At 53.2% G+C, this 20750-nt stretch carries 23 protein-coding genes; 7 read left to right on the forward strand and 16 right to left on the reverse strand.

Annotation, left to right across the window (positions count from 1 at the left end):
• The first annotated feature begins 8 nt into the window (after positions 1-8).
• Positions 9-707, forward strand: coding sequence for a cache domain-containing protein (locus N7268_RS22610; RefSeq protein ID WP_260864564.1), 699 nt, complete (start codon positions 9-11; stop codon positions 705-707).
• A 20-nt stretch (positions 708-727) separates the two neighbouring features.
• On the opposite strand, the gene N7268_RS22615 is transcribed toward N7268_RS22610, so the two are convergent.
• The 6 genes from N7268_RS22615 to N7268_RS22640 form a co-directional block, all read right to left on the reverse strand.
• Positions 728-2209 (reverse strand): APC family permease, encoded by a 1482-nt coding sequence (locus N7268_RS22615; protein ID WP_198904339.1) that lies wholly within the window; start codon positions 2207-2209, stop codon positions 728-730.
• Between the two features lie 278 nt (positions 2210-2487).
• On the reverse strand, positions 2488-3399 hold the full coding sequence (locus tag N7268_RS22620) for a dihydrodipicolinate synthase family protein (protein WP_260864565.1): 912 nt from the start codon (positions 3397-3399) through the stop codon (positions 2488-2490).
• Entirely contained in the window at positions 3399-5111 is a 1713-nt protein-coding gene (ilvD, locus tag N7268_RS22625; RefSeq protein WP_260864566.1) for a dihydroxy-acid dehydratase, read from the reverse strand. The genes N7268_RS22620 and ilvD overlap by 1 nt, the downstream gene beginning before the upstream one ends.
• A complete protein-coding gene (locus N7268_RS22630) occupies positions 5108-6478 on the reverse strand; it encodes an MFS transporter (RefSeq protein WP_260864567.1) in 1371 nt (456 codons plus the stop codon). The genes ilvD and N7268_RS22630 overlap by 4 nt, the downstream gene beginning before the upstream one ends.
• Positions 6479-6512: 34 nt before the next feature.
• The gene (locus tag N7268_RS22635) at positions 6513-7160 is read right to left on the reverse strand and encodes a 2-dehydro-3-deoxy-6-phosphogalactonate aldolase (RefSeq protein WP_260864568.1); all 648 of its coding nucleotides are present in this window, start codon (positions 7158-7160) and stop codon (positions 6513-6515) included.
• Complete coding sequence (locus N7268_RS22640) at positions 7147-8052, reverse strand: 2-dehydro-3-deoxygalactonokinase (RefSeq protein ID WP_260864569.1); 906 nt, start codon at positions 8050-8052, stop codon at positions 7147-7149. The genes N7268_RS22635 and N7268_RS22640 overlap by 14 nt, the downstream gene beginning before the upstream one ends.
• Positions 8053-8244: 192 nt before the next feature.
• Between N7268_RS22640 and N7268_RS22645 the strand changes: the two genes are divergently transcribed.
• Together N7268_RS22645 and N7268_RS22650 are read left to right on the forward strand one after the other, a co-directional pair.
• Positions 8245-8976, forward strand: a complete 732-nt coding sequence (locus N7268_RS22645; RefSeq protein WP_260864570.1) for a FadR/GntR family transcriptional regulator — start codon at positions 8245-8247, stop codon at positions 8974-8976.
• Positions 8977-9070: 94 nt separating this feature from the next.
• On the forward strand, positions 9071-9211 hold the full coding sequence (locus N7268_RS22650) for a hypothetical protein (RefSeq protein WP_003832695.1): 141 nt from the start codon (positions 9071-9073) through the stop codon (positions 9209-9211).
• Positions 9212-9316: 105 nt separating this feature from the next.
• On the opposite strand, the gene N7268_RS22655 is transcribed toward N7268_RS22650, so the two are convergent.
• Positions 9317-9508 carry a hypothetical protein gene (locus N7268_RS22655; RefSeq protein WP_260864717.1) on the reverse strand — a complete coding sequence of 64 codons (192 nt, stop codon included), beginning with the start codon at positions 9506-9508 and terminating at the stop codon, positions 9317-9319.
• A gap of 248 nt (positions 9509-9756) precedes the next feature.
• On the opposite strand from N7268_RS22655, the gene N7268_RS22660 reads away from it, so the two are divergent.
• The 4 genes from N7268_RS22660 to N7268_RS22675 are packed head-to-tail and all read left to right on the forward strand — an operon-like array spanning position 9757 to position 12862.
• Positions 9757-10590, forward strand: coding sequence for an ABC transporter substrate-binding protein (locus N7268_RS22660; RefSeq protein ID WP_409929224.1), 834 nt, complete (start codon positions 9757-9759; stop codon positions 10588-10590).
• 1 nt (position 10591) lies between these two features.
• A complete protein-coding gene (locus N7268_RS22665) occupies positions 10592-11410 on the forward strand; it encodes an amino acid ABC transporter ATP-binding protein (RefSeq protein WP_260864572.1) in 819 nt (272 codons plus the stop codon).
• On the forward strand, positions 11410-12195 hold the full coding sequence (locus tag N7268_RS22670; RefSeq protein ID WP_260864573.1) for an amino acid ABC transporter permease: 786 nt from the start codon (positions 11410-11412) through the stop codon (positions 12193-12195). The genes N7268_RS22665 and N7268_RS22670 overlap by 1 nt, the downstream gene beginning before the upstream one ends.
• Positions 12185-12862 (forward strand): amino acid ABC transporter permease, encoded by a 678-nt coding sequence (locus N7268_RS22675; protein WP_260864574.1) that lies wholly within the window; start codon positions 12185-12187, stop codon positions 12860-12862. The genes N7268_RS22670 and N7268_RS22675 overlap by 11 nt, the downstream gene beginning before the upstream one ends.
• Before the next feature lie 9 nt (positions 12863-12871).
• On the opposite strand, the gene ydhT is transcribed toward N7268_RS22675, so the two are convergent.
• From ydhT to fumD, 9 genes are all read right to left on the reverse strand, one after another.
• Positions 12872-13684 (reverse strand): protein YdhT, encoded by an 813-nt coding sequence (ydhT, locus tag N7268_RS22680; RefSeq protein ID WP_260864575.1) that lies wholly within the window; start codon positions 13682-13684, stop codon positions 12872-12874.
• A gap of 3 nt (positions 13685-13687) precedes the next feature.
• The gene (gene phsC, locus N7268_RS22685; RefSeq protein WP_260864576.1) at positions 13688-14473 is read right to left on the reverse strand and encodes a thiosulfate reductase cytochrome B subunit; all 786 of its coding nucleotides are present in this window, start codon (positions 14471-14473) and stop codon (positions 13688-13690) included.
• Positions 14470-15138: a 4Fe-4S dicluster domain-containing protein gene (locus tag N7268_RS22690; protein ID WP_198904351.1), complete on the reverse strand. Its 669-nt coding sequence runs from the start codon at positions 15136-15138 to the stop codon at positions 14470-14472. Before N7268_RS22690 ends, phsC begins: the two co-directional genes overlap by 4 nt.
• A gap of 64 nt (positions 15139-15202) precedes the next feature.
• Entirely contained in the window at positions 15203-15880 is a 678-nt protein-coding gene (locus tag N7268_RS22695) for a YdhW family putative oxidoreductase system protein (protein ID WP_260864577.1), read from the reverse strand.
• 10 nt (positions 15881-15890) lie between these two features.
• Positions 15891-17993, reverse strand: a complete 2103-nt coding sequence (locus N7268_RS22700) for an aldehyde ferredoxin oxidoreductase (protein ID WP_260864578.1) — start codon at positions 17991-17993, stop codon at positions 15891-15893.
• A 120-nt stretch (positions 17994-18113) separates the two neighbouring features.
• Positions 18114-18740: a ferredoxin-like protein gene (locus N7268_RS22705; protein WP_198904353.1), complete on the reverse strand. Its 627-nt coding sequence runs from the start codon at positions 18738-18740 to the stop codon at positions 18114-18116.
• Between the two features lie 543 nt (positions 18741-19283).
• Positions 19284-19469 (reverse strand): hypothetical protein, encoded by a 186-nt coding sequence (locus N7268_RS25145; RefSeq protein ID WP_313958455.1) that lies wholly within the window; start codon positions 19467-19469, stop codon positions 19284-19286.
• On the reverse strand, positions 19451-20431 hold the full coding sequence (locus tag N7268_RS22710) for an IS5-like element ISKpn26 family transposase (RefSeq protein ID WP_000019445.1): 981 nt from the start codon (positions 20429-20431) through the stop codon (positions 19451-19453). The genes N7268_RS25145 and N7268_RS22710 overlap by 19 nt, the downstream gene beginning before the upstream one ends.
• 45 nt (positions 20432-20476) lie before the next feature.
• Positions 20477-20665, reverse strand: a complete 189-nt coding sequence (gene fumD / locus N7268_RS22715) for a fumarate hydratase FumD (protein WP_260864579.1) — start codon at positions 20663-20665, stop codon at positions 20477-20479.
• Between the last annotated feature and the right edge of the window lie 85 nt (positions 20666-20750).

Here is a 20750-nt window from a genome sequence, read left to right on the forward strand (position 1 = left end):
GACAGACAATGACCTCTTCGACATCCTTAAGCGCATTACTCCATAAAATTGATGATATTACTGTCTCTACCGTAGATTCTACCGTTGCGCTGGCAAGGAGTATCCACGAGGCCATTGCCGGTGTGCAAAAAGCCTCTGCAGAGGTTGTCCTCGACCCGACAGTGAGAACCACCATTCAGCAGCATATAAAACGTACGCTCAACGCGAATCACTATTGCTCAGGTGCCGGGTTTGCCAGCCACATTGAGAGTACCCCAACGACGAAAGAGTACTGGCTTTTGGAGTGGTGGTATAAAAAAGATAATGGCTTGAGCCAGGCGCACCTGGATTTGGATCAGGCCACGCAGCAGCGGCTGGATTTCAGAACCTTCGAATGGTTTAAACACTCGCCACCCGCCGGTGAGGCGTATATCCACGGTCCGTATGTCGATTATATTTGTAACATCTCTTACACGCTGACATCGGCCGTCCCTGTCTATTACAACGATCAGTTTCTTGGCGTTGCCGCGGTTGATCTGCTGGTCAGTCAGATAGAAGCAGAGTTGCTCTCCTGCCCCCACCCTGACTATGTCATTCTGACGAATCTGGAGAACAGAATTATTTTCTCCAGTTGGCCGCGCTTTCGCGTGGGTGAATTGTTGTCGCCTGCAAAGACGACGCTGGTTTATCAGAGCGACTACTTTCTTCTTTATCAGTATCAAAACTAAGGGCCCGCAGGCCCTTGTTTTTAGTTGTCCTGCCCCATACTGAGCTTGTTTGCGTAAGCAATGGCATCATTTTCTGGCGCAGCCGAGCGGCCAAACGGACGGGTCAGGAACATATAGACCAGACCCGATCCGACGACGATGGCCAGGCCAAACAACACCGTCCAACGGTCGATAAAGTCGCTGCTGTCTGCTGGCTGTGCCAACAGCCAGATACCGCACAGACCGTAGGCTAATGCCAGCACGTTCACGAGGGTTCCCCAGCCGCCGATAGTCCACTCACCGGCAGGTTTCCACCCCTTCAGACGCTGGCGCAGCGCAGCAAGCACCACCATCTGGAACGAAATGTAGATACCGATAACCGCAAAGGCTGTGATGCGTGACAGATTGTCAGGCTGGAAATAGACCCACACACAAATGATCACCGGCAGTAAGCAACTGACCACCATGGCATTATCCGGTACACCGTTTTTGGAGATTTTTGCCATCCACTCACTGCCCGGCAGCATTCTGTCACGGGAGAAGGAGAAGATCAGGCGGCTCAGCGCAGCCTGAAGAGACAGAATGCACGACAGCATGGCTATAATCGCCACCACGATAAAGACGGTCGCCCCCGTTTCACCCAGCGCCTCATTGAGGATTGCCGGGATCGGGTCAGCCGTTTTGCCGTTGACAATACTCACCAGGTTAGGTGACGCAAGCAGATACCCCATCACGGAAATGATGGCGGAGATCGCGCCAAACACGATACTTAAGATCATGGCGACCGGGATTTTTTTGCTCGGGTTCTTCACCTCTTCCGCGACGTTACCGCACGCCTCAAAGCCAAAGAACATAAACAGCCCCATCAGCGCCGCAGACATAAAGGCGGTGGAATAGCTTCCGTCCTGAGCCAGCACGCCCATCGAGTCAAAGATGACGGAGAATGGCTGCGAACGATGGAAGATCAGCAGATAAATACCCAGCGCGATCACGCTGACAATTTCACACCAGAAGCCAATTTTAGCGACCCGGGCAAGGTTTTTCGTCCCGGACATATTCACCGCCATCATTAAAAGCAGCAGCACCACCGAGGTCAGCAACATGGTGGCCGGTGTCTGACCATAGTGGAACAGCGACTCAACGAACGTGGAGGTGTATTCCGCGATAGAGGTAATGGTTACTACCAGCGCCCATAAGTAGATCCAGGCTGCGATCCACGCGTACTTCTTCCCCCACAACCTTCTGGCCCAGGGGTATAACCCACCGGTAATCGGATACTGAGAAGCCACTTCACCAAACACCAACGCCACCAGAAGCTGTCCACACGCGACAATTAAAATCCACCATACCGCGGGAGGACCTGCCAGCGTCACCGCCAGAGCAAACAGTGAGTAAACGGCGGTAAGGGGCGACAGGTAGGTAAAACCCAACGCGAAGTTTGATATAAGACCGATTGAGCGATTGAACTGTTCTTTGCCATTTTGTTGAAAATTATCGTTTTTCTTATCAGGTGTCTGTTCCATATGTCTTTCTCTTTTGTGGAATAGTCGCAGGGTTGAACAATTAATGTATAAAAGATATTAAGTTATATGTATAGTGATTTTGTCGCGTAATTGTTAAAACAAATCGCACGTCACATTGCTGAATAAACAGGTCATGCGGGTGAACCTGTTACAAATAAATAACAACTACAGCACTTATGAGAGGGTTCAGAAGGAATGGCGGTATCAAACGAAGGTTGTCGCGCACCGGATCAGCAAGTCTGCTCTGGTGCGCGATATTCAGGCGGATGTTGACGCTGTCATTCGGTTCGGATCGACAAACCGAACTGAGAAATAAACCGATCGATGGTGCGAATATCCTCTTGCGTTAACGACCACCCAGGCTTACGGCAATAGTCATCCGTGATGATGCCTCGCCGTTGCAAGATGGTTTTTTCAACCTGAATGATATATTCACAATGTTGCATCCAGCGCTGGATGTACGGCAGCAGCGCCTCATGTAACTGCGCCGCCTGCGGGTATTCTCCGGCCAGCCAGTGACGATAGATTCGGAGATAAATTTCACTGAACGAACACCCTGGCATCACCCCTTTCCCGCCCGCCGCCAGCATTTGCAGCATATAAAGACCGGCATAACCGTTCAGAACATGGGCCTGCGGCGCATATTGCAGAAATTCGCGGGTGTACTCTACCGGCGGGTTACACTCAATCTTAAACACCGCATGCGGATAGCGTTTTGCCACATCGGCCAGTTGTGCAGGCGTGACCGGAAACCCCGTTTCGCCCGGCGCATATTGCACCATGACGGGGATTGTCACCGCTTCCAGCACGGCAGAAATATGCGCCTGTACTGCCGCCAGCGAAGGCTGAAGGAAAAACGGTGGCAGCAGCATCAGCGCGTCAGCCCCCATGCTCTGATAGCGACGCGCCCGGCGTACCGCAAGATCGGTACTATGGTCAGTGATGGACAGCGCCCGAAACAGACCTTTCCCAGCCAGTTCATCGAGAAAAACGTCCGCCAGTTGTAACCGTTCGCTATCGTCCAGCTTCGGAAACTCACTGGCGATACCGAACAGCGTCAGGCCGTTCACCCCCAGGCCAGAAAGGTGCGCCAGCAAGCGTCGAAAACTCGCCCAATCAACATCGCCCTGTGCGCTAAACGGCATGGCAACGATCGGATTAACGCCCTGAATCTTTGCAACCGTGCTCATCATTGATCCTCCCTGTCAGCCAACACCGCCCCTTGCGCTGCGGGCAACGCCCAGCGACGATACAGCCTCAGGAACCCACGTGGCACATCCTTATGCACCAACTGGCAGTGTTGCTGGCGTTCCGCTAACACTGCGTCGGCGACGTTCAACGTTAAGGTGCGCTGCGGGATATTAATGCTGATGGTGTCACCGGTTTCAACGAGCGCCAGCGTACCGCCGTCACTGGCTTCCGGTGAAATATGGCCAACAAATAACCCGCGGTTAGAGCCCGAAAAACGCCCATCGGTGATCAGCGCACAGGAATCAGAGAGGTTCATGCCTTCGAGGAATTTCATCGGTTTGTACATTTCCGGCATTCCTGGCCCGCCCTTCGGTCCTTCATAGCGCAGCACCAGCACGCTACCCGGCTGAATATCACCGGAAAGAATCGCCGCGACGGCTTCGTCTTCACTGTTAAAGACAACCGCAGGCCCGCTAAAGACCATCAAATGCTCCGGGACGGCAGCCGGTTTCACCACGCATCCCATCGGGGACAAGTTGCCATGCAGCACGGCAACACCGGATTCATTGCGTACCGGAATAGCCAGCGTATGGATCACTTCCGGGCGACGGGTGGTCGGTACCTGCATCAACCATTCCCCTTTTGTCTGCCCGTTAACCGTCAGACAATGGAGATCCAGTAGATTGGCGATCTCCTTCTCCACCGCCGCTACGCCGCCCGCTTCCCAGAAATCGATCATGTCATATTCCGACGCAGGATAGAGCGAAGCGACCAGAGGCACCTGATGACTCAGGGCATCAAACTCCGCCAGCGGCAGATGGCCGAGTTCCGCTTCATAGTAAATCGCCTGCAGGTGCAGAATGGCGTTTGTTGACCCCCCCGTCGCCAGCAGATAGGTCATCGCATTGCGAATGGATTCGCGCGTAATGATCTGACGGGCATTAACCCCGCGCTTTACCAGATCCACCGCGGTCACGCCCGTTGCATAAGCGCAATCCCGTCGCTCACGAGAAATCGCGGGAAGCATACTGCTGCCAGGCAGGCTCATCCCCAGCACTTCCGCGAGGCAGCACATGGTATTCGCCGTGCCGTACATGGTGCAGGAGCCGTGTCCTGGCTCCGCGATATCTTCAATATGGCGGAATTCCGCGTCATCAATTTCACCGCGACGTTTCCAGCCGATTGCCTCGGTAACAATGTTGCCGTCCCAGTGTTTTCCTTTGTATTCAGCAGGATACATTGGTCCACCGTTGACAAGGATCGCCGGAATATCAAGACGTGCCGCAGCCATCAGCATGGCGGGTACGATTTTGTCGCACGAGCCCAGCAGCACCATGCCGTCAAAGCGGTGAGCACGCATCATCACTTCAATAGAACTGGCGATAATTTCGCGCGCCGCCAGGATATACCGCATCCCCAGATGGCCTTCGGCAATACCGTCGCAAGGGGCGATAGTGCCAAACACCATCCCCACGCCACCGGCCTCCTCAATGCCTTGCAGCACATGCGCAGTCAGTTCATTCAGGTTCGCATGCCCTGCCGTCGCATTGGTATAGCTGTTCACGACGGCAATCACTGGACGGCGAAGCTGCTCGTCCGTATGTCCCATCGATTTGTAGAGGGCGCGTTTTAACGCGCCATCATCACCACTGAGGATCGGGTTGAAGTGATCGCCACCGCAACCTGCGCATCCGCTGCCACAACTGCTCATATATGACCTCTTTTCGTTAATACGCTGCTTTCTGTCTGTGCTGTTGCTTTTCGGTCGCGGGGATTAACCAACCGTGCCGGGATCAGGAAAATCAGCGGTGCGCAGAGCACCAGGAACCCTGCCAGGATATACAGCCCGCTGCTGGTGCTGCCGGTCGTATCTTTCAGCCAGCCGAGTACGGTTGGGCCAAAAAAACCAGCCAGGTTGCCGATTGAGTTCACTAATGCGATACCTGCTGCTGCCGCGGTGCCTGAAAGCAGTGTTCCCGGCAGGCTGATATACGTTGGAATGAGCGATAACGTGCCGGACATGGCGACGCAGATCCATGCCATCATCCAGAACGTTGAGCCTTCATTCAGAGCGCTGAATGTCAGGCCGATGGCGCCGACTATCGCCGGGATCGCAATGTGCCAGCGACGCTCCTGTTTCAGATCGGAATGACGGCTATTCCACAACATGCAGGCCGCACCGAAGATATACGGCACCGCCGCCAGCAGACCAATGGTGAGATCGTCCTGTACGCCGGAGCTTTTGATGATCGACGGTAGCCAGAAATTAATGCCGTAATAGCCAATGTTGAAGCTGAAGAAAATCAGCGCCAGCAGCCAGACGAAGCGGTTACGGAACATGGCTGACAGGCTGTGCTGCGGCATGCCCGCATTGGCAGCGACTTTATCCTGTTGGTCTTTTTGCAGATCCTGCTCAATGACCGCTTTCTCTTCTGCCGACAACCATTTCGCCGATTTCACGTCGTTATCGAGATAACGCAGCACCACAAATGCCAGCAGGAATGAAGGGATCGCCTCAACCAGGAACAACCATTGCCAGTTGTGCAGATGGCCCACGCCTTCAAACATTTTCAGGATCAACCCCGATAACGGGCTACCGATAATGGTGGATAGCGGCGTCACCAGAATAAACAGTCCCAGCGTGCGAGCAGAGCGCCATGAGGGAAACCAAAGGGTTAAGTAGTAGACAATGCCGGGGAAGAATCCGGCTTCCGCTACGCCGAGCAGGAAACGGATGACATAGAACTGAGTGGGCGTGGTGACAAACATCGTCAGCGCAGACAGCACAGCCCAGCTCGCCATGATGCGCGCAATCCAGAACCGGGGCCCGAATCGCTGCATCAGCAGATTGCTGGGAACTTCAAAGATAAAGTAACCGATAAAAAAGATACCGGCTCCAATCCCATACACCGTGTCGCTCAGATTCAGCGCATCCTGCATATGGAGTTTGGCGAAGCCCACATTCACACGATCAAGGTATGCAAAGAAATAACACAGGATTAAAAACGGGATCAGCCGTCGGGTCACTTTACGATAAACCGCATTTTTATTTTCTGTCTCGAGGGTACGCGTATTCATCTTTCAGCCTCTTAAAGGGTTATTGACGCTCGTTTCAGGTGTTAACCTGCTGCCATGCCTGCGCATAGGCCTGCGCGTGATGAAAAACCTGTTCGCGGCTTGCGCCCGCACGGTACAACCCGCCGCCGCAGCCAAAGCCTTTTGCTCCTGCCGTATACCAACGTTGCAGTTGTTGCGCCTGCGCGGCGACACCTCCGACAGGCATGCAAACAACGTGCGGCGGTAAAACCACGCACATGGCATGCAATACCTCGGGAGAAATCATCTCCGCCGGATAAAACTTCAGTCCGCTGGCCCCTGCCTCCAGCGCGGTGAACGCCTCACTTGGCGTCGTAACGCCCGGTAGGCTGATGACCCCTCGCGCTCTACTGCGCCGGATCACCGACGTGTTCATGTTCGGCGAAATAATCACTTGCCCCCCTGCATCCACCACGCTATCCACCTGCGCGGCGGTCAGTACCGTACCCGCTCCGACGATAGCACGCTCACCTACGCGTTCGCGGAGCAACGCCACGGAATCCAGCGCACGGGGAGAATTGAGCGGTACCTCGAGCCAGGTAAATCCTGCCTCCAGCAATATATCCCCTATTTCCGGCGCTTCTTCAGGCGTCAAACCGCGCAGAATCGCGATCATCGGAAGCGGCGTTTTCTGCCATAACGTAGCAAAATCAAAACTGTCCATTGTGTTTCTCTGTTAGCCGATGTTGAAGAGACTGCATCCCGGCGATAAAGCAGCGGTCGCCATCCATGCAGCGTGTCTCAATACCCAACGCGGTGGCGGCCAGCTGGTAGCGCGCAGTTAATGCCGCGCTGCCTACCAACCAGACTGGACCGGTGTGGTCAGTGGTAAACTCCGAACCAATCAAGAGTCCGGAGAGATAGTCGCCTACTGATGCAGCAGGCAATTCTCCCGACAGCCGTAGCGTGCGGGCGGAAAAAAGTCGGTGGCTAAGCGGTGTCTGCAGACGGGATGCAGCAACCCCGCGCAAAAACGCATCGTCATCCCTGACCGCCAGGGGAAGTGCGCGTCCGAGCAGCGAATGTGAGATCAGCACATTGAATAGCTCACCGGTCATGTACGTTGAAAATTCAACGATGTGACGCTGCTTTACCTGCGCGTGCTTACTGTGCGTTCCCGGCAACATGGCCCGGAAATCGTCAAGGTCTTCGAGCATAGTCAGCCCCAGAAGCTGAACTTCTTCGCCCCGCATCACATCTGGCAGGCCATCAGATGACGAGGTACGCAGACCCGGCACAATCCATGCTTCGCTTCCCCATGACGTTGTGAAATGGAAGCGGTGCGCGATGAGATCATCGGTTTTTGCCGGTAGCGGACAATAATCCACGTCATGCCATCCCTGCTGTGAACCCACCATCCCCGCCATCGCAATTCCAGGCGTGGCGTTGACCACCCACTCTCCCAGCAGGTTTTTCAGCGTGGCATCGAACTGACCTTGCTCAACGTGAAGAAGCCCGCAACTGGCGCTGCGCTTATCCAGCACGTGATCCCCTGCCATTAACCATGCGCGAAAATTCGAGGTTCCCCAGTCAACGGCAATCCACTCCTTTTTCATCTTGTAACCTCAACTTATATATCTTGTATGACAAGAATGTAGATAATTTTATGTGAGCGATCTGTGAGCAAGATCGTGAAGTGAAAAAAACGTGTGATTTCGTGATCAAGGCAGACATGTCATGCTCACTGGTATGCATAACGCCTTGTTTTATGCTTACAATGCGCGAATCTCTTTTCTCAAGGGCTGACTATGACAACTGCTTTAGCCACAATTTCCGAAACGATCACCCGCGATCTGGCGATGAAAATCATCCGCGGAACCCTGAGCGATGGGGAGATGCTCCCCGGTGAAAATGAGCTTGCCGTGCAGTATTCAGCGTCGCGTACGTCTGTGCGCAATGCACTGCATGTGCTGTCAGCGAAGGGCATGCTCTCGATCCAGGCCAAACGCCGCAGCACGGTGAATCCGCGTGAGCTCTGGAGTTTTCTGGATACCGATGTGTTGGGCTGGATGGAAGAAGTGGGGATCCCGCCTGATGTCGCGGAACAACTGGTGGTGACGCGTCTGATGTTTGAACCCAATGCCGCCGCGCTGGCCGCCGCCAATGCAACAGCCCGCGATCTCGCGGCGATTGAAGAAGCATGGATGTTGATGTCGCGCGGACAGCAACAGGATCAAATCGCCCTGTTTGAAGAGGGGGATCTTGCCTTTCACACGGCGCTGTTAAAGTCCTGCCATAACCCGTTTTTGATGTCGATTGGCAATGCGCTTTCTGCCGCCATGATGCTCTCTTTTAAACAGACACAGGAGTCATCGGTCAGAGAAACGGAGCACGCCGTTGAGCAGCACCGCTTGCTGCTGGAGGCCATCCGTCTGCGTCAGGGAGTGGCGGCACGTGAGCGCATGCGCGATATTATTTTAAGCGCCGCCAACCGCCATCTCTGGGCGACGTTGCCGGAAAAATATGCGGAGCTGTTATGAGAAACGTGCTGTATTCACAATAATCACTGCTGTCAGGCAACATTTATGCAATATAATAGTGGGATGTTAAACGCTGAATCACGACAGGTGACTGATGGAAATTGATCTCGATAATCTGGTCTTTGATGGACTGGAAGAAGCGCAAGAGCGTAATGCGGAACGTCTGGAAGATGCAGACAAAAAAGCGCAGGAAATTATTGCTGATAATGACTGCGGCGACGCCTGCAAAATCTAATCTCTGAACCGGCATAATGCCGGTTTTTTTATATTCCAGGCTCGCTACTGACCTTATTGCGCAATGCACACTTCATTCCAGTATATTTCGCGCGTCAGGCGCAGTTCAGCGTGTTGTTTTATCACGAAACCACTCCGGATCAATGTTCGCGATATCCACCCCATACAGGCTGGCGACAGGAAGAACAGACTCCACAACGCGCTGAAGATTTGACTCCGCGCGCTGTTGCGAGGGCTGATGTGGGGGCGATTTACGCCACCTCATCACACTCAACCAACGATACTTAACCCCATTCATCTTCTGCGCCTCCTCAGTATGTCGGATGCGTTTTATTCCAGCGCACAATCATTCAAAAATGAAATGCGAATTATTGCCAACCTTTTGCACTATTTTGCATTTCACCGTTGCGGTGCCGTTCCCGGTAATTAACACTTTTTTCACTAATATCATTTTGTATATAGATAAGAATTTTTTCTTATTTGGTCATAAACCCAACTTATGGGAGCGTAAAAAGCACAAACCAATAACGACAGGGATTTAATATCATCATGGCAACGAATATTCACAGCGCTAAAAACACACTGTTGGCTCTTAGCATCCTGCTGGCTTCCGGCATTGCCGCAACACAGGCCCAGGCAGACCAACTGGCAGATATCAAAGCCGCAGGCGTGGTGAAAGTCGCCACCTTCGACGCCAACCCGCCCTTTGGCTCCGTTGATGCGCAAACCCATAAGATTGTCGGCTACGACGTTGATTTCGCCGAAGCGCTGGCAAAATCCCTCGGGGTAAAACTTGAACTGGTCGCTACCAACCCGGCAAACCGTATTCCGTTACTGCAATCCGGCAAGGCCGATTTGATCGTCGCAGATATTACGATCACCCCTGAGCGAGCGCAGGTTATTGATTTTTCCATCCCCTATTTTGTCACCGGTCAGCAGTTCCTCGTACCGGCCAAATCCCCGGACAAACTGGATGAATACAGCCGTGCCCGTATCGGCGCGGTAAAAGGCACCACCGGTGAGCAGGCATTACATCAGCGCTTCCCGCAGTCACGCGTACTGGCTTATGACGATATTCCGCTGGCGTTAACAGCCTTACGCAATGGCAATGTCCAGGCAATTACTCAGGACAGCACTATTCTGGCAGGCTTATTAGGTGGCGCGCCGGATAAAGCGGATTTCAAAATTTTGCCCGATCTACTGAGCAAAGAAGAGATCGGCGTTGGGGTGAAAAAAGGCGAGCCAGCACTGTTGAAAGCGGTCAACGATGAGCTTCTGAAGCTGGAATCTGATGGTCGGGCAGCCAAAATCTATGATGTCTGGTTTGGGCCTGAAACCAAAAACCCGCAACCCCGCGCCTTTAAAATAGAAGCGAAGTAATATGTTCTCAGCTCTGTTTCCTCTTTCCGCAGCGACGGCTGCGGATTTTGCGCAGTTGCGCCAGCCGCGCGTTGAACTGCGCAATGTGGTTAAGCAGTACGACGCGCACACGGTATTAAACGGGGTCAGTTTGTCCGTTGAACCTGGCGAAGTGGTCACCATCCTGGGGCCTTCCGGCTCCGGGAAATCCACCCTGATTAGACTGATCAATCAGCTTGAGTCACTGAGCGGCGGTGAAATCTACATTGATGACAAGCCCATCGGTCAACTCCGCGGCGCGGCATTACGCCAGTTACGCAGTCGTATTGGTTTCGTGTTTCAGCAATTCAATCTCTATGCCCATCTGACCGCGCTGCAAAATATCACGCTGGCGCTGGAATATGTTCATGGCTGGAACAAGACCGATGCCGAACGCCGCGCACGTGAACTTCTGCAACAGGTTGGGCTGGAAGAGAAAGTCGATGCCTATGCCGCCCAGCTTTCCGGTGGGCAGCAGCAACGTGTCGCCATCGCGCGGGCGCTGGCCTCCTCACCGCAAATCATTCTTTTTGATGAGCCGACCTCAGCACTGGACCCTGAAATGATCGGCGAAGTATTGCAGGTCATGAAAAATCTTGCGCATAGCGGCATCACCATGATTGTCGTCACCCATGAAATGCATTTTGCCCGGGAGATTGCTGATCGGGTGGTTTTCATTGATGGCGGCGAGATCCTGGAAGTGTCGCCACCGGAAGAATTTTTCACCCGTCCGCAGCACCCCAGAACCCAGCGTTTCCTGAAAAAAGTGCTCGATCCGTTACACCAGGAGTCATCGTTATAATGCATGCAATGGACTGGCAGGGGGTGCTGAGCGGACAGCCTCTGCAATGGATAATTTCCGGCTTCCTGACCACACTATGGGTCACGCTGGCAGGTATCGCGCTCGCAACACTGCTGGCCGTTTTGTTGCTGACTCTGCGCCTGACGGGCAACCGCGTCGGCGGCGGTGTGGTCAACGTGTGGGTTTCCGTTTTTCGCAATACGCCGTTGCTCGTACAACTCATGTTCTGGTATTTCGCTGCCTGGAATCTGCTCCCCCGTGAAGCAATTACCTTCATTAATGCAGAGCATCCCTGGTCAGTGCTGCCGGGAGAGGTCTGGTGGTTAACGCCTGAGTTTATCTGCTCAGCGTGGGGGCTGGGGGTCTTTACTTCGGCTTTTCTGGTAGAAGAAATCGCAGCCGGTTTGCAGTCGGTACCCGGAGGTCAACGAGAGGCCGCCATTGCTCAGGGCTTTTCTTCATGGAAGATGCTACGCCATATTCTGCTTCCCCAGGGGCTGGCAAATGCCTGGCAGCCAATCGTCGGACAGTATCTCAATCTGATGAAACTCTCTTCGCTGGCAAGCGGTATCGGTTTTGCCGAACTGACCTACCAGGTGCGGCAAATTGAGAGCTATAACGCGCATGCGCTGGAAGCCTTCGCCGTTGGGACGGTGCTCTACCTGCTCACCGGCATTGTACTGGGCGTGCTGTTAACGCGTCTTGGTCCAGGCGCGGGGTCAGCGAAGTCAGTTGTCGGCAAACCGCGCGTTCTCAGTTTCAGGAGTCCGCAGCATGATCGCTAACATTTCGGTCATTACCGACAATCTCGATTACCTCCTGTGGGGACGCATGGCGGACGGTCAGCCCGGTGGCGTTTTGCTGACGCTCTTGATGGCACTCGGTGCCGCCGTTCTGGCGCTACCCGGCGGCATTATCCTCGCCTGCTGCTCATGGCAGTTTCCGGGCATAGTGCGCAAAACGCTGTTTATCTGGGCGGAATTGATACGCGGCATTCCGTTAATCTTCGTGATTTTCTGGATGTGGTATCTGCTGCCAATGTTGACCGGAAGCGATCTTCCTGGTGCGGTTACCGTGACGCTGGCGCTGGCCTGGTTTACCGCCGCCTCGGTGATGCACTCCATTTATGCCGGACTCAATGCACTGCCCGCAGGCCAGTACGATGCGACGGTCGTTCAGGGATTTCGCCCGTTTCAGGCATTATGGCTCGTCATACTGCCGCAGGTGCTGCGCAATGTTCTGCCGTCATTAACCGGAATTTTTATCGGTTTACTGAAGGACACATCGCTGGCGTTTATCGTCAACGTCCCTGAACTGACAACCGTGGCCGGTCAGGTAAACAGTCGGGTACAAATTTACCCGGCGGCGATTTTTATCTTTACCGGGCTGGTTTATTACCTGTTGTGTTTCGGGCTGGAGAGATTCACCCGACGTCGGTTCGCCCTAAAATAGCGCCACGGCTCAACAGGCCACGAACTGATGGTCTTCGTTGAGCCGATACCTCACCCCGGCACGGATATTGTTCTCGCCCTCGATGGCAACCGCAAAGCGCATTCTTTCACCGTCGTGATAGGCAAGCGCGGCGCAACCACCGGGGCCGAGAATGATCGAATCAACGATGCCAGTACTGGCAATCACCGCATTCTCCCCGCAGGCGTTAATGTGTACGTTGTCCGCGCAATTCACAATTTTCGACTCTGCGCCAAAACTGGCAATCTGGGTTAAATCACCGCTACTGGCAATACGGCTTCGATCCCCCAACGAACTGATCCGCACACGCATGCCGGTACTGGCAATGCGCGTACCGTCCCCCACACTGCTGATGCGAGAAGAGTTACCCGCTACGGCTATTCTGGCGCGTTCGCCGGAACTGCCGATATGCGCGTTATACCCCACGCTGCCAATACGTGCGCTGTAACCCGCGCTGGCAATTTGCGCGGCGTATCCGGCGCTGGCGATTTTGACGTTATCACCTGCACAACCAAAGCTGGCGCTATCTGCCGCACTCGCCATCTGCCTGCCGTTGTCACCCGCAGTCTGCGGGCTGGCAGAACTTTCCATGGCGCAAATATCCTGACGAACAAAACTCTCTTTATCCAGCCATTTTGACCACGCGTATTCCACCAGACTGTTCGCCCAGTCAACGTAGCCTTCCCGATGGAGTGCGCAATGCACATCTGCATAATTGCCACCCGCGGGAAAAGCGCGCAGAAACCAGCGATATATGACGGGCCCAACGCGCCAGGCCCGTAAGTCACTGCGTGTAATCATCATCACTTAATGCCGGTGGTAGCCATCGATCATACACTTGAAGGTTTCACCCGGCGTACGGCCCGTGGTACAGAGATACAGGTGTCCGAAAATGAAAAACAGGCTCACGATTGCCAGCGCAAAGTGCGCCTGCAGCAGCCAGTAACGCACGCCGGGGAAGAGATCGCCTACCGCCTGCGGATAAAGCGATAACAGACCCGATATCAGCAACAACGGCACCAGCCCATACATCACGCCGACGTAAGCCGCCTGCTGTAAGGGGTTGAATTTTGAACGTGTTGATGCCGGGAACGGATGGGCTTCACCTTGCATGATGCCAAACAGATAAAACCGCGTCTGTCTTAGCGCTCGCCCGACCCAGCCCTGCCGTTTGATGATGTAATGATGTCCGTTCCCGCCTATCAGGTTGATCAGGACAAAGCCAACCCAGCATGCGAGCAGCAAAAAGCCGCAAACCTCATGCACGGTCAGTAAGCTTTTCATCACCGCTACGCTGACCGCAGAGAAGTGGTTTACCAGACCACTGACAAGCAGCAGCAGAAATAACAGCGCATTCGACCAGTGCCACAACCTGACAGCCTTCGAATATAAGTACACTTTTTCGCCGTGTCCTGCGGATGCCTTATTGGCGGAACGAAAGCGCAGCATGGCGTGTAACGCCAGTACCAGCCACATCCCCACCAACATGAGTCCGGCGATCACCAGCCAGACCGGCCAGTACTCTGGCGAAAACAGGGGGACATACTGCGCAAGCTGTGCGTGAAACTGTTCGGCATTCTGCGACGCGTTCATACATTTTCCTTCTTAATCAAATGTTGACCGAACCGACGATACAGATGGGGTTTCCCGGCGCCTGCAAGTTGATATTCGTAATACTTGTTTTCCCGCAGCCATGTCTGAATTTCCGGGCTGTCTTCACGCCCAAAAATCAACGCATGCTCAGGGCAAGCGCTCACACAGATCGGCGGGAAACCTTTCGCCAGACGGGATTCAGCACAGAAATCACATTTATCTGCCACTTTGGTATGCGGATTCAGGTAACGCACCTGATACGGACATGCGCCAATACAGTAGCTGCATCCAATACAGTTGGCGGTATTGACCCGCACAATCCCGTTTTCGTCCCGCCAGGAGGCACCGGTCGGGCACACGTCAATACAGGGCGCGTCATCACAATGCTGACAGGACTGACGGAAGTAGTGATACAGCGTTTCATTGTCGTTATCCGATACCGGAATATGGGCAATCGACAAACGGCTCCCCTGGGCAGGAACATGGTTCGTCTTCCTGCACGCGCGGGTGCAAATATTACATCCATTGCACAGTGATTCGTCGTGGATCATGACGTAACGCACGTCTTTCGTCGTCTTCGTACTGGCTAACAGATTTTGACCTGGGCCGGTGAAAAAGATCACCGTCCCCATGCCTATGACAAATTTTCGTCGGGTGAAGGACATCGGATTATCCTCTAATGCTGTGACAGTGATCGTCCACACGTTCCATGACATCAACCTGAAGAATTCAGGGGTTCTGGTACTGCTCAACCTCAAGCCATTCGCACAGACCGTACGCTTTGCCGAAGCTCATAAAGCGCTCGCTGAACAGATAAGGTTCGTCGTTCGACGCTTCCACGGTGCGTATGTCTGCGTAATCAGGATGCGTTTCCATCGCCGTGAGCGCCGCCGCGACTTGCTGAGGTTCAAAGCAATACGGAGGTTGTTCCAGCAACGCGGTCTTATAGGGACGCGGGTAGGTGCGGCAGTCAAAACGCACCGCCTCCGCGATAGCACGACAGATATCGTTTTCCACCACTTGCATACACATGCTGGCGTAATTGGCCGTCATGGTTTGCGTCGAATAGAAATACGCCTCTTCCGCGCCCTGCACGCAGGCGATATCCTGCGCAGCGTCGTTCTGAAGCATCGCCTCCAGCAGCGTCGTCAGGTCAGTTTCAGGCACCGAGTAAGGTGGCTGCAGAAACACGCTACGCGCTACCAACTGTCCCGATGCCGAATGCTGGCGGATAAAATCCGCCATAATGGACTCCGGGGTAGCGGGTTCCTGAACCTGCGGCGCATTGACGCGTTCTACAGGCTGGTGCAACGCGTGTAGCCACTGTCTCTTTTGGCCGTCAACCTCGTCAGGCAGCGCGTCAGGCGCGTCCGTGTCAGAGGTCAGAACGTTGCTCACGTTAGTCATCTCGCCTTCCTTACGCCGGCAACAGATTCTGCGCAGCCAGGTCGGCTGCCACATCCTCAAGACCGAGTCGATTCAGGGTTTCGCGAGTGGGGCAACCCAGCTCTGGATCCCAACCCATTTCCTGATAGAACAACGTCAGCGACTGGCGCATATCTTCCCTGTCCATCTTGTCGGTCCCTTCGGTGAAAACAGGGATCTTAGGATCTTTGTCAAAGACCCAGGAGCAGATCAGATCGTGTTCGTTGCGCATATCCTTGGTTTGCATCAGTTTTACCGTGTAGGCACGATGCAGCGTAAAGATGCGCTCGGCGGCCAGATCCAGACTCGCCTGCGTCGTTTCATCACCGGTCACGGCCTGGAAGAATTTTGCTTCCAGATCCAAATCACCGCGGTAGTTGCGGCTTTTCAGCGGTGAAACCGTCATCGGCCAGACCCAGTTACACAGCGTCACGGCGTTATGCAGACAGACTTTCAGCAGCGTCCATTTGGCATATTTGATTTTGGCGGCGTTGATGGGGGTATAGTTTTTCGTTTCGTCGTAAGCATCTTGTGAACCAAACAGTTCGCCTGCCACTTCCCGCTGGAGTTTCAGCGGCAAGCCGGAGCCAATAAAGTTGATATGGGTGTGCGTCATGCAGTCACGGTTAAACATGCAGTTGGTAATCGCACCAACCTGCGCTGACGCTTCGTTCGCATGGTGAACAGGGAAGCCAAACGGTGACCACAGTTTGTTCTTCTCGTAACTCCAGTACTCTTCACCCAAATTCCAGCGCTCAGCAATGGCATAAGAGCCATCCGCAAGGTGGCTTAATTCACCCACGCGATGCGCCAGTCGGTAGTAAAAGTCTTTGATAAAGTTAGGATCGCCTGCTTCCAGCTGATCCCAACGGATCTGCGCATATTCTTCCGCCGGGAGTACGCGTTTAAAGACGCCTTTGGAGTAGCAGTAGGTGAAGTCACGATGTAATTGCCCGTAGTTACACCAGATACCGTAATCATCAAACAGGTTCAGACCAATCAAGTTGCCCACGACACGCCCGTCGTCCTTGTCGTCAAAATCTTTCGGGCCATGCGGGAAAATCGTGGTGTGCACAAAGTTCGCCACGCAGGTGTTACCCCCGGTACTGGGGACGCCAAAGTCTTTTACCCGCGGGACATTGAGCTGAGACATACAGCGGATCGGACACGAATGGCAGCCACTCATTTTTACCGTGTATTTTTCAGCGGCAGGACCGAGATCAAACACCGATTTATAGGTACGGTAACCGACGGTATTCTGGTTGCCCGGCGGGATTTCCCCTGTTTCGATCGGTCCCCCTTCCGCCGCCCCCCAGAACAGCCCTTTACGCGCAGTCCAGCGTGAATTTGGAGAGGAGTACTCAGCCCATGCCTGCGGTGTGCTCGGCACAACATGGTTGTTATTCGCACCGATAAGCTCGGTCATCATGTAGTCATTCAGCCGCTTCATCTCTTTGCGATCGGCGATGTTGACCCCTTTTGTCCCTTCAACGGCAATGGCTTTCAGGTTCTTCGAACCCATCACCGCACCGGTGCCCGCCCCGCCGCTGTGGTTACGGCTGTTTAACATGCACGAAAGCGGCACCAGGTTTTCACCCGCCTGGCCGATGGCCGCAACGCACGTTTCCGGGCTGGTTACGCGACAGATTTCTTCGGTCGTCGCGCGCGTCCCCTTGCCCCACAGGAAATCGGCTTTTTCGATGCTGACGTTGTCATCTTTAATATTGATCCACACCGGTGATGGCGACTTGCCTTCGATAATAATGGCGTCGTAACCGGCAAATTTCATTTGCGCCGCGAAGAATCCGCCCATATGGGCATCAACCACTAAATTGCCTTTGGTAAAGGTCGATAAGGAGGTGATATTGACGCGAGAGCTGCAGGGTGCGCCAGATCCGGTTAATGGCCCGGTGGCGAAAACCAGTTTATTACCTTCATCAAAAGGTTTGGTGCCAGGCGGGACTTCGTCGTACATAATTTTATAACCAAAGCCCATCCCACCGACAAATTTTTTAAATTTACTGGAATCTTCTACGGTGATATTCCCCGTTGTGAGATTGACCCGTAAAATATTACCTGTCCAGCCATTAGCCATCATGTTTTCCTTTGCAAGAAGGTTCGATAGATATACCCGTCACCTTTCAGGCAGCTTTTTTATTCAAAACTGCAATAGTTTCGGCAATTAATGACGCGTATCAGACGTGCCTGCGATCCATCAAACAGTAATATCTTTCCACTCGATAATTTTTAATGCGCCAGTGGGGCACGCATTAGCGCATTCACCGCATAAAACACATTTTGAGGATTTTTTGGTTTCGGTATTGACGGTTGCCATCATCCACGGGCAGGCCGTGGTACAGGCGCTACAGCCGATACAGCGTTTGTGATCAACGGCAATGCAACCGTCTTCCTGTTTCCAGGTAATGGCGCCAATCGGGCAGACTTTCATACATTGCGGGTCTTTGCACTGACGGCAGGTATCGGCGGTGTAGTTTAAATCGCCATACAGGCCGCCGCCCGACCCTACGCCATTGTCGCCAAAGAAGAAATTGCGATGGATTTTTATGCGGGAAAAGAACGTACCCACTGCGCCATCGTTATAATTCGTACAGGAAATTTCACAGCGGTGGCATCCCGTACAGCGGGCTCGCTGAGTCACCAGCACCCCTTTCGGTGTATTGATAAGCCCCACGGTACCGTTATCAACATCTTCCTGCTTGCAACCAAAAAGCGATAACAGCGCAGGGGCAATGGTTAATCCCGCCAGACCCTTTCCTGATATACGCAAAAATTCAAGCCGCGTTAAACCACAATCTAAAAATGGACGATCAACCTGGTTCATTTATTTCGCATCCTCTTCGCAAACGCAGTAGCAGCAACACGTCCAGGCTAAATTGATGAGCGCGGGTCAGGCCATATTGGGCCACTTATGTTGCCAACAACACGTGATTTTTTGCCCTAACCTGATCGCATAAATGACGGCGGTTAAACTGAACCAATCTCTGCTCTAAAATAATTCGAGCTGCATGATGGGCATAATCCTTTAGGGTTAGGCGAATAAATAATGTGGTTATTCACCCCCCTTAACCTTGATCGTTATCAATTAAAAAACGGAAGAGGAATAATTAATGCGGAGTGATAGTTATTATCATTCAAGCGACTTGAAATAGCATTTCATCTGCGTTGCAGATATTTGTGAAGCGACTTCCAAATATGGATATATATTGCGATCGATGTATTCTTAAATATATAACGAGTTGGGAAATTTTCTTTAGGTTATTATTTTCAACAGAAAACGCGTTACACCATGACTTAATAAGAGGGCGGTAAATATGCTTCACCGCCCTCTTATGTGGATTAACCGGCCAGCGCTTTGATGACTGTCTCAATGGCCTGTTTTTCTAAGGAAGGTGCGAATAAGCAGGTCATTTCTTCCCAAGCTGACTCGCTGATTAAAATTTCGCGGATCTGGGCCGATTTTTTTCCCGCAAACACATCGAATCAGCCTATTTAGGCTATTTTTTCCACCATTTCTGGCGTTATTTCCGGTTTTTACTGAGATCTCTCCCACTGACGTATCATTTGGTCCACCCGAAACAGGTTGGCCAGGGTGAATAACATCGCCAGTTGGTTATCGTTTTTCAGCAGCCCTTTGTATCTGGCTTTCACGAAGCCGAACTGCCGCTTGATGATGCGAAACGGGTGCTCCACCCTGGCACGGATGCTGGCTTTCATGTATTCGATGTTGATGGCCGTTTTGTTCTTGCGCGGATGCTGCTTCAAGGTTTTTACCTTGCCGGGACGCTCGGCGATCAGCCAGTCCACATCCACCTCGGCCAGCTCCTCGCGCTGTGGCGCTCCTTGGTAGCCGGCATCGGCTGAGACAAATTGCTCCTCTCCATGAAGCAGATTACCCAGCTGATTGAGGTCATGCTCGTTGGCCGCGGTGGTGACTAGGCTGTGGGTCAGGCCACTCTTGGCATCGACACCAATGTGGGCCTTCATGCCAAAGTGCCACTGATTGCCTTTCTTGGTCTGATGCATCTCCGGATCGCGTTGCTGCTCTTTGTTCTTGGTAGAGCTGGGTGCCTCAATGATGGTGGCATCCACCAAAGTGCCTTGGGTCATCATGACGCCTGCTTCGGCCAGCCAGCGATTGATGGTCTTGAACAATTGACGGGCCAGTTGATGCTGCTCGAGCAGGTGGCGGAAATTCATGATGGTGGTGCGATCCGGCAGGGCGCTATCCAGGGATAATCGGGCAAACAGGCGCATGGAGGCGATTTCGTACAGGGCATCTTCCATGGCACCGTCGCTCAGGTTGTACCAATGCTGCATGCAGTGAATACGCAGCATGGTCTCCAGCGGATAGGGCCGTCGGCCATTGCCCGCCTTGGGATAAAACGGCTCGATGACAGCGGTCATATTCTGCCATGGCAGAATCTGCTCCATGCGGGAGAGGAAAATCTCTTTTCGGGTCTGACGGCGCTTAGTGCTGAATTCACTATCGGCGAAGGTGAGTTGATGGCTCATGATGTCCCTCTGGGATGCGCTCCGGATGAATATGATGATCTCATATCAGGAACTTGTTCGCACCTTCCCTAACTCACTGCGCTTTACGCGTTGATTGGCGAGGGTCGTTCTCAGTACACCAGCAATGACAATATGCTTAGGCTCTTGTCCCAGATCGCGCATTTCCAGCACTACTTTCCCGACTACTCTGCACATCTCGCGGTACAGCTCGTCGTCTTTGGTCTGATTTCCCATATTTGCCCGCTCGTCATTGAATCAAGCTAACAGCATATATCACTCTGATGAATTTAACAAAAATCAATGAAAATCAATGAAATGT

This window comes from Citrobacter sp. Marseille-Q6884 (assembly GCF_945906775.1).
In the GTDB taxonomy this organism is placed as follows: domain Bacteria; phylum Pseudomonadota; class Gammaproteobacteria; order Enterobacterales; family Enterobacteriaceae; genus Citrobacter.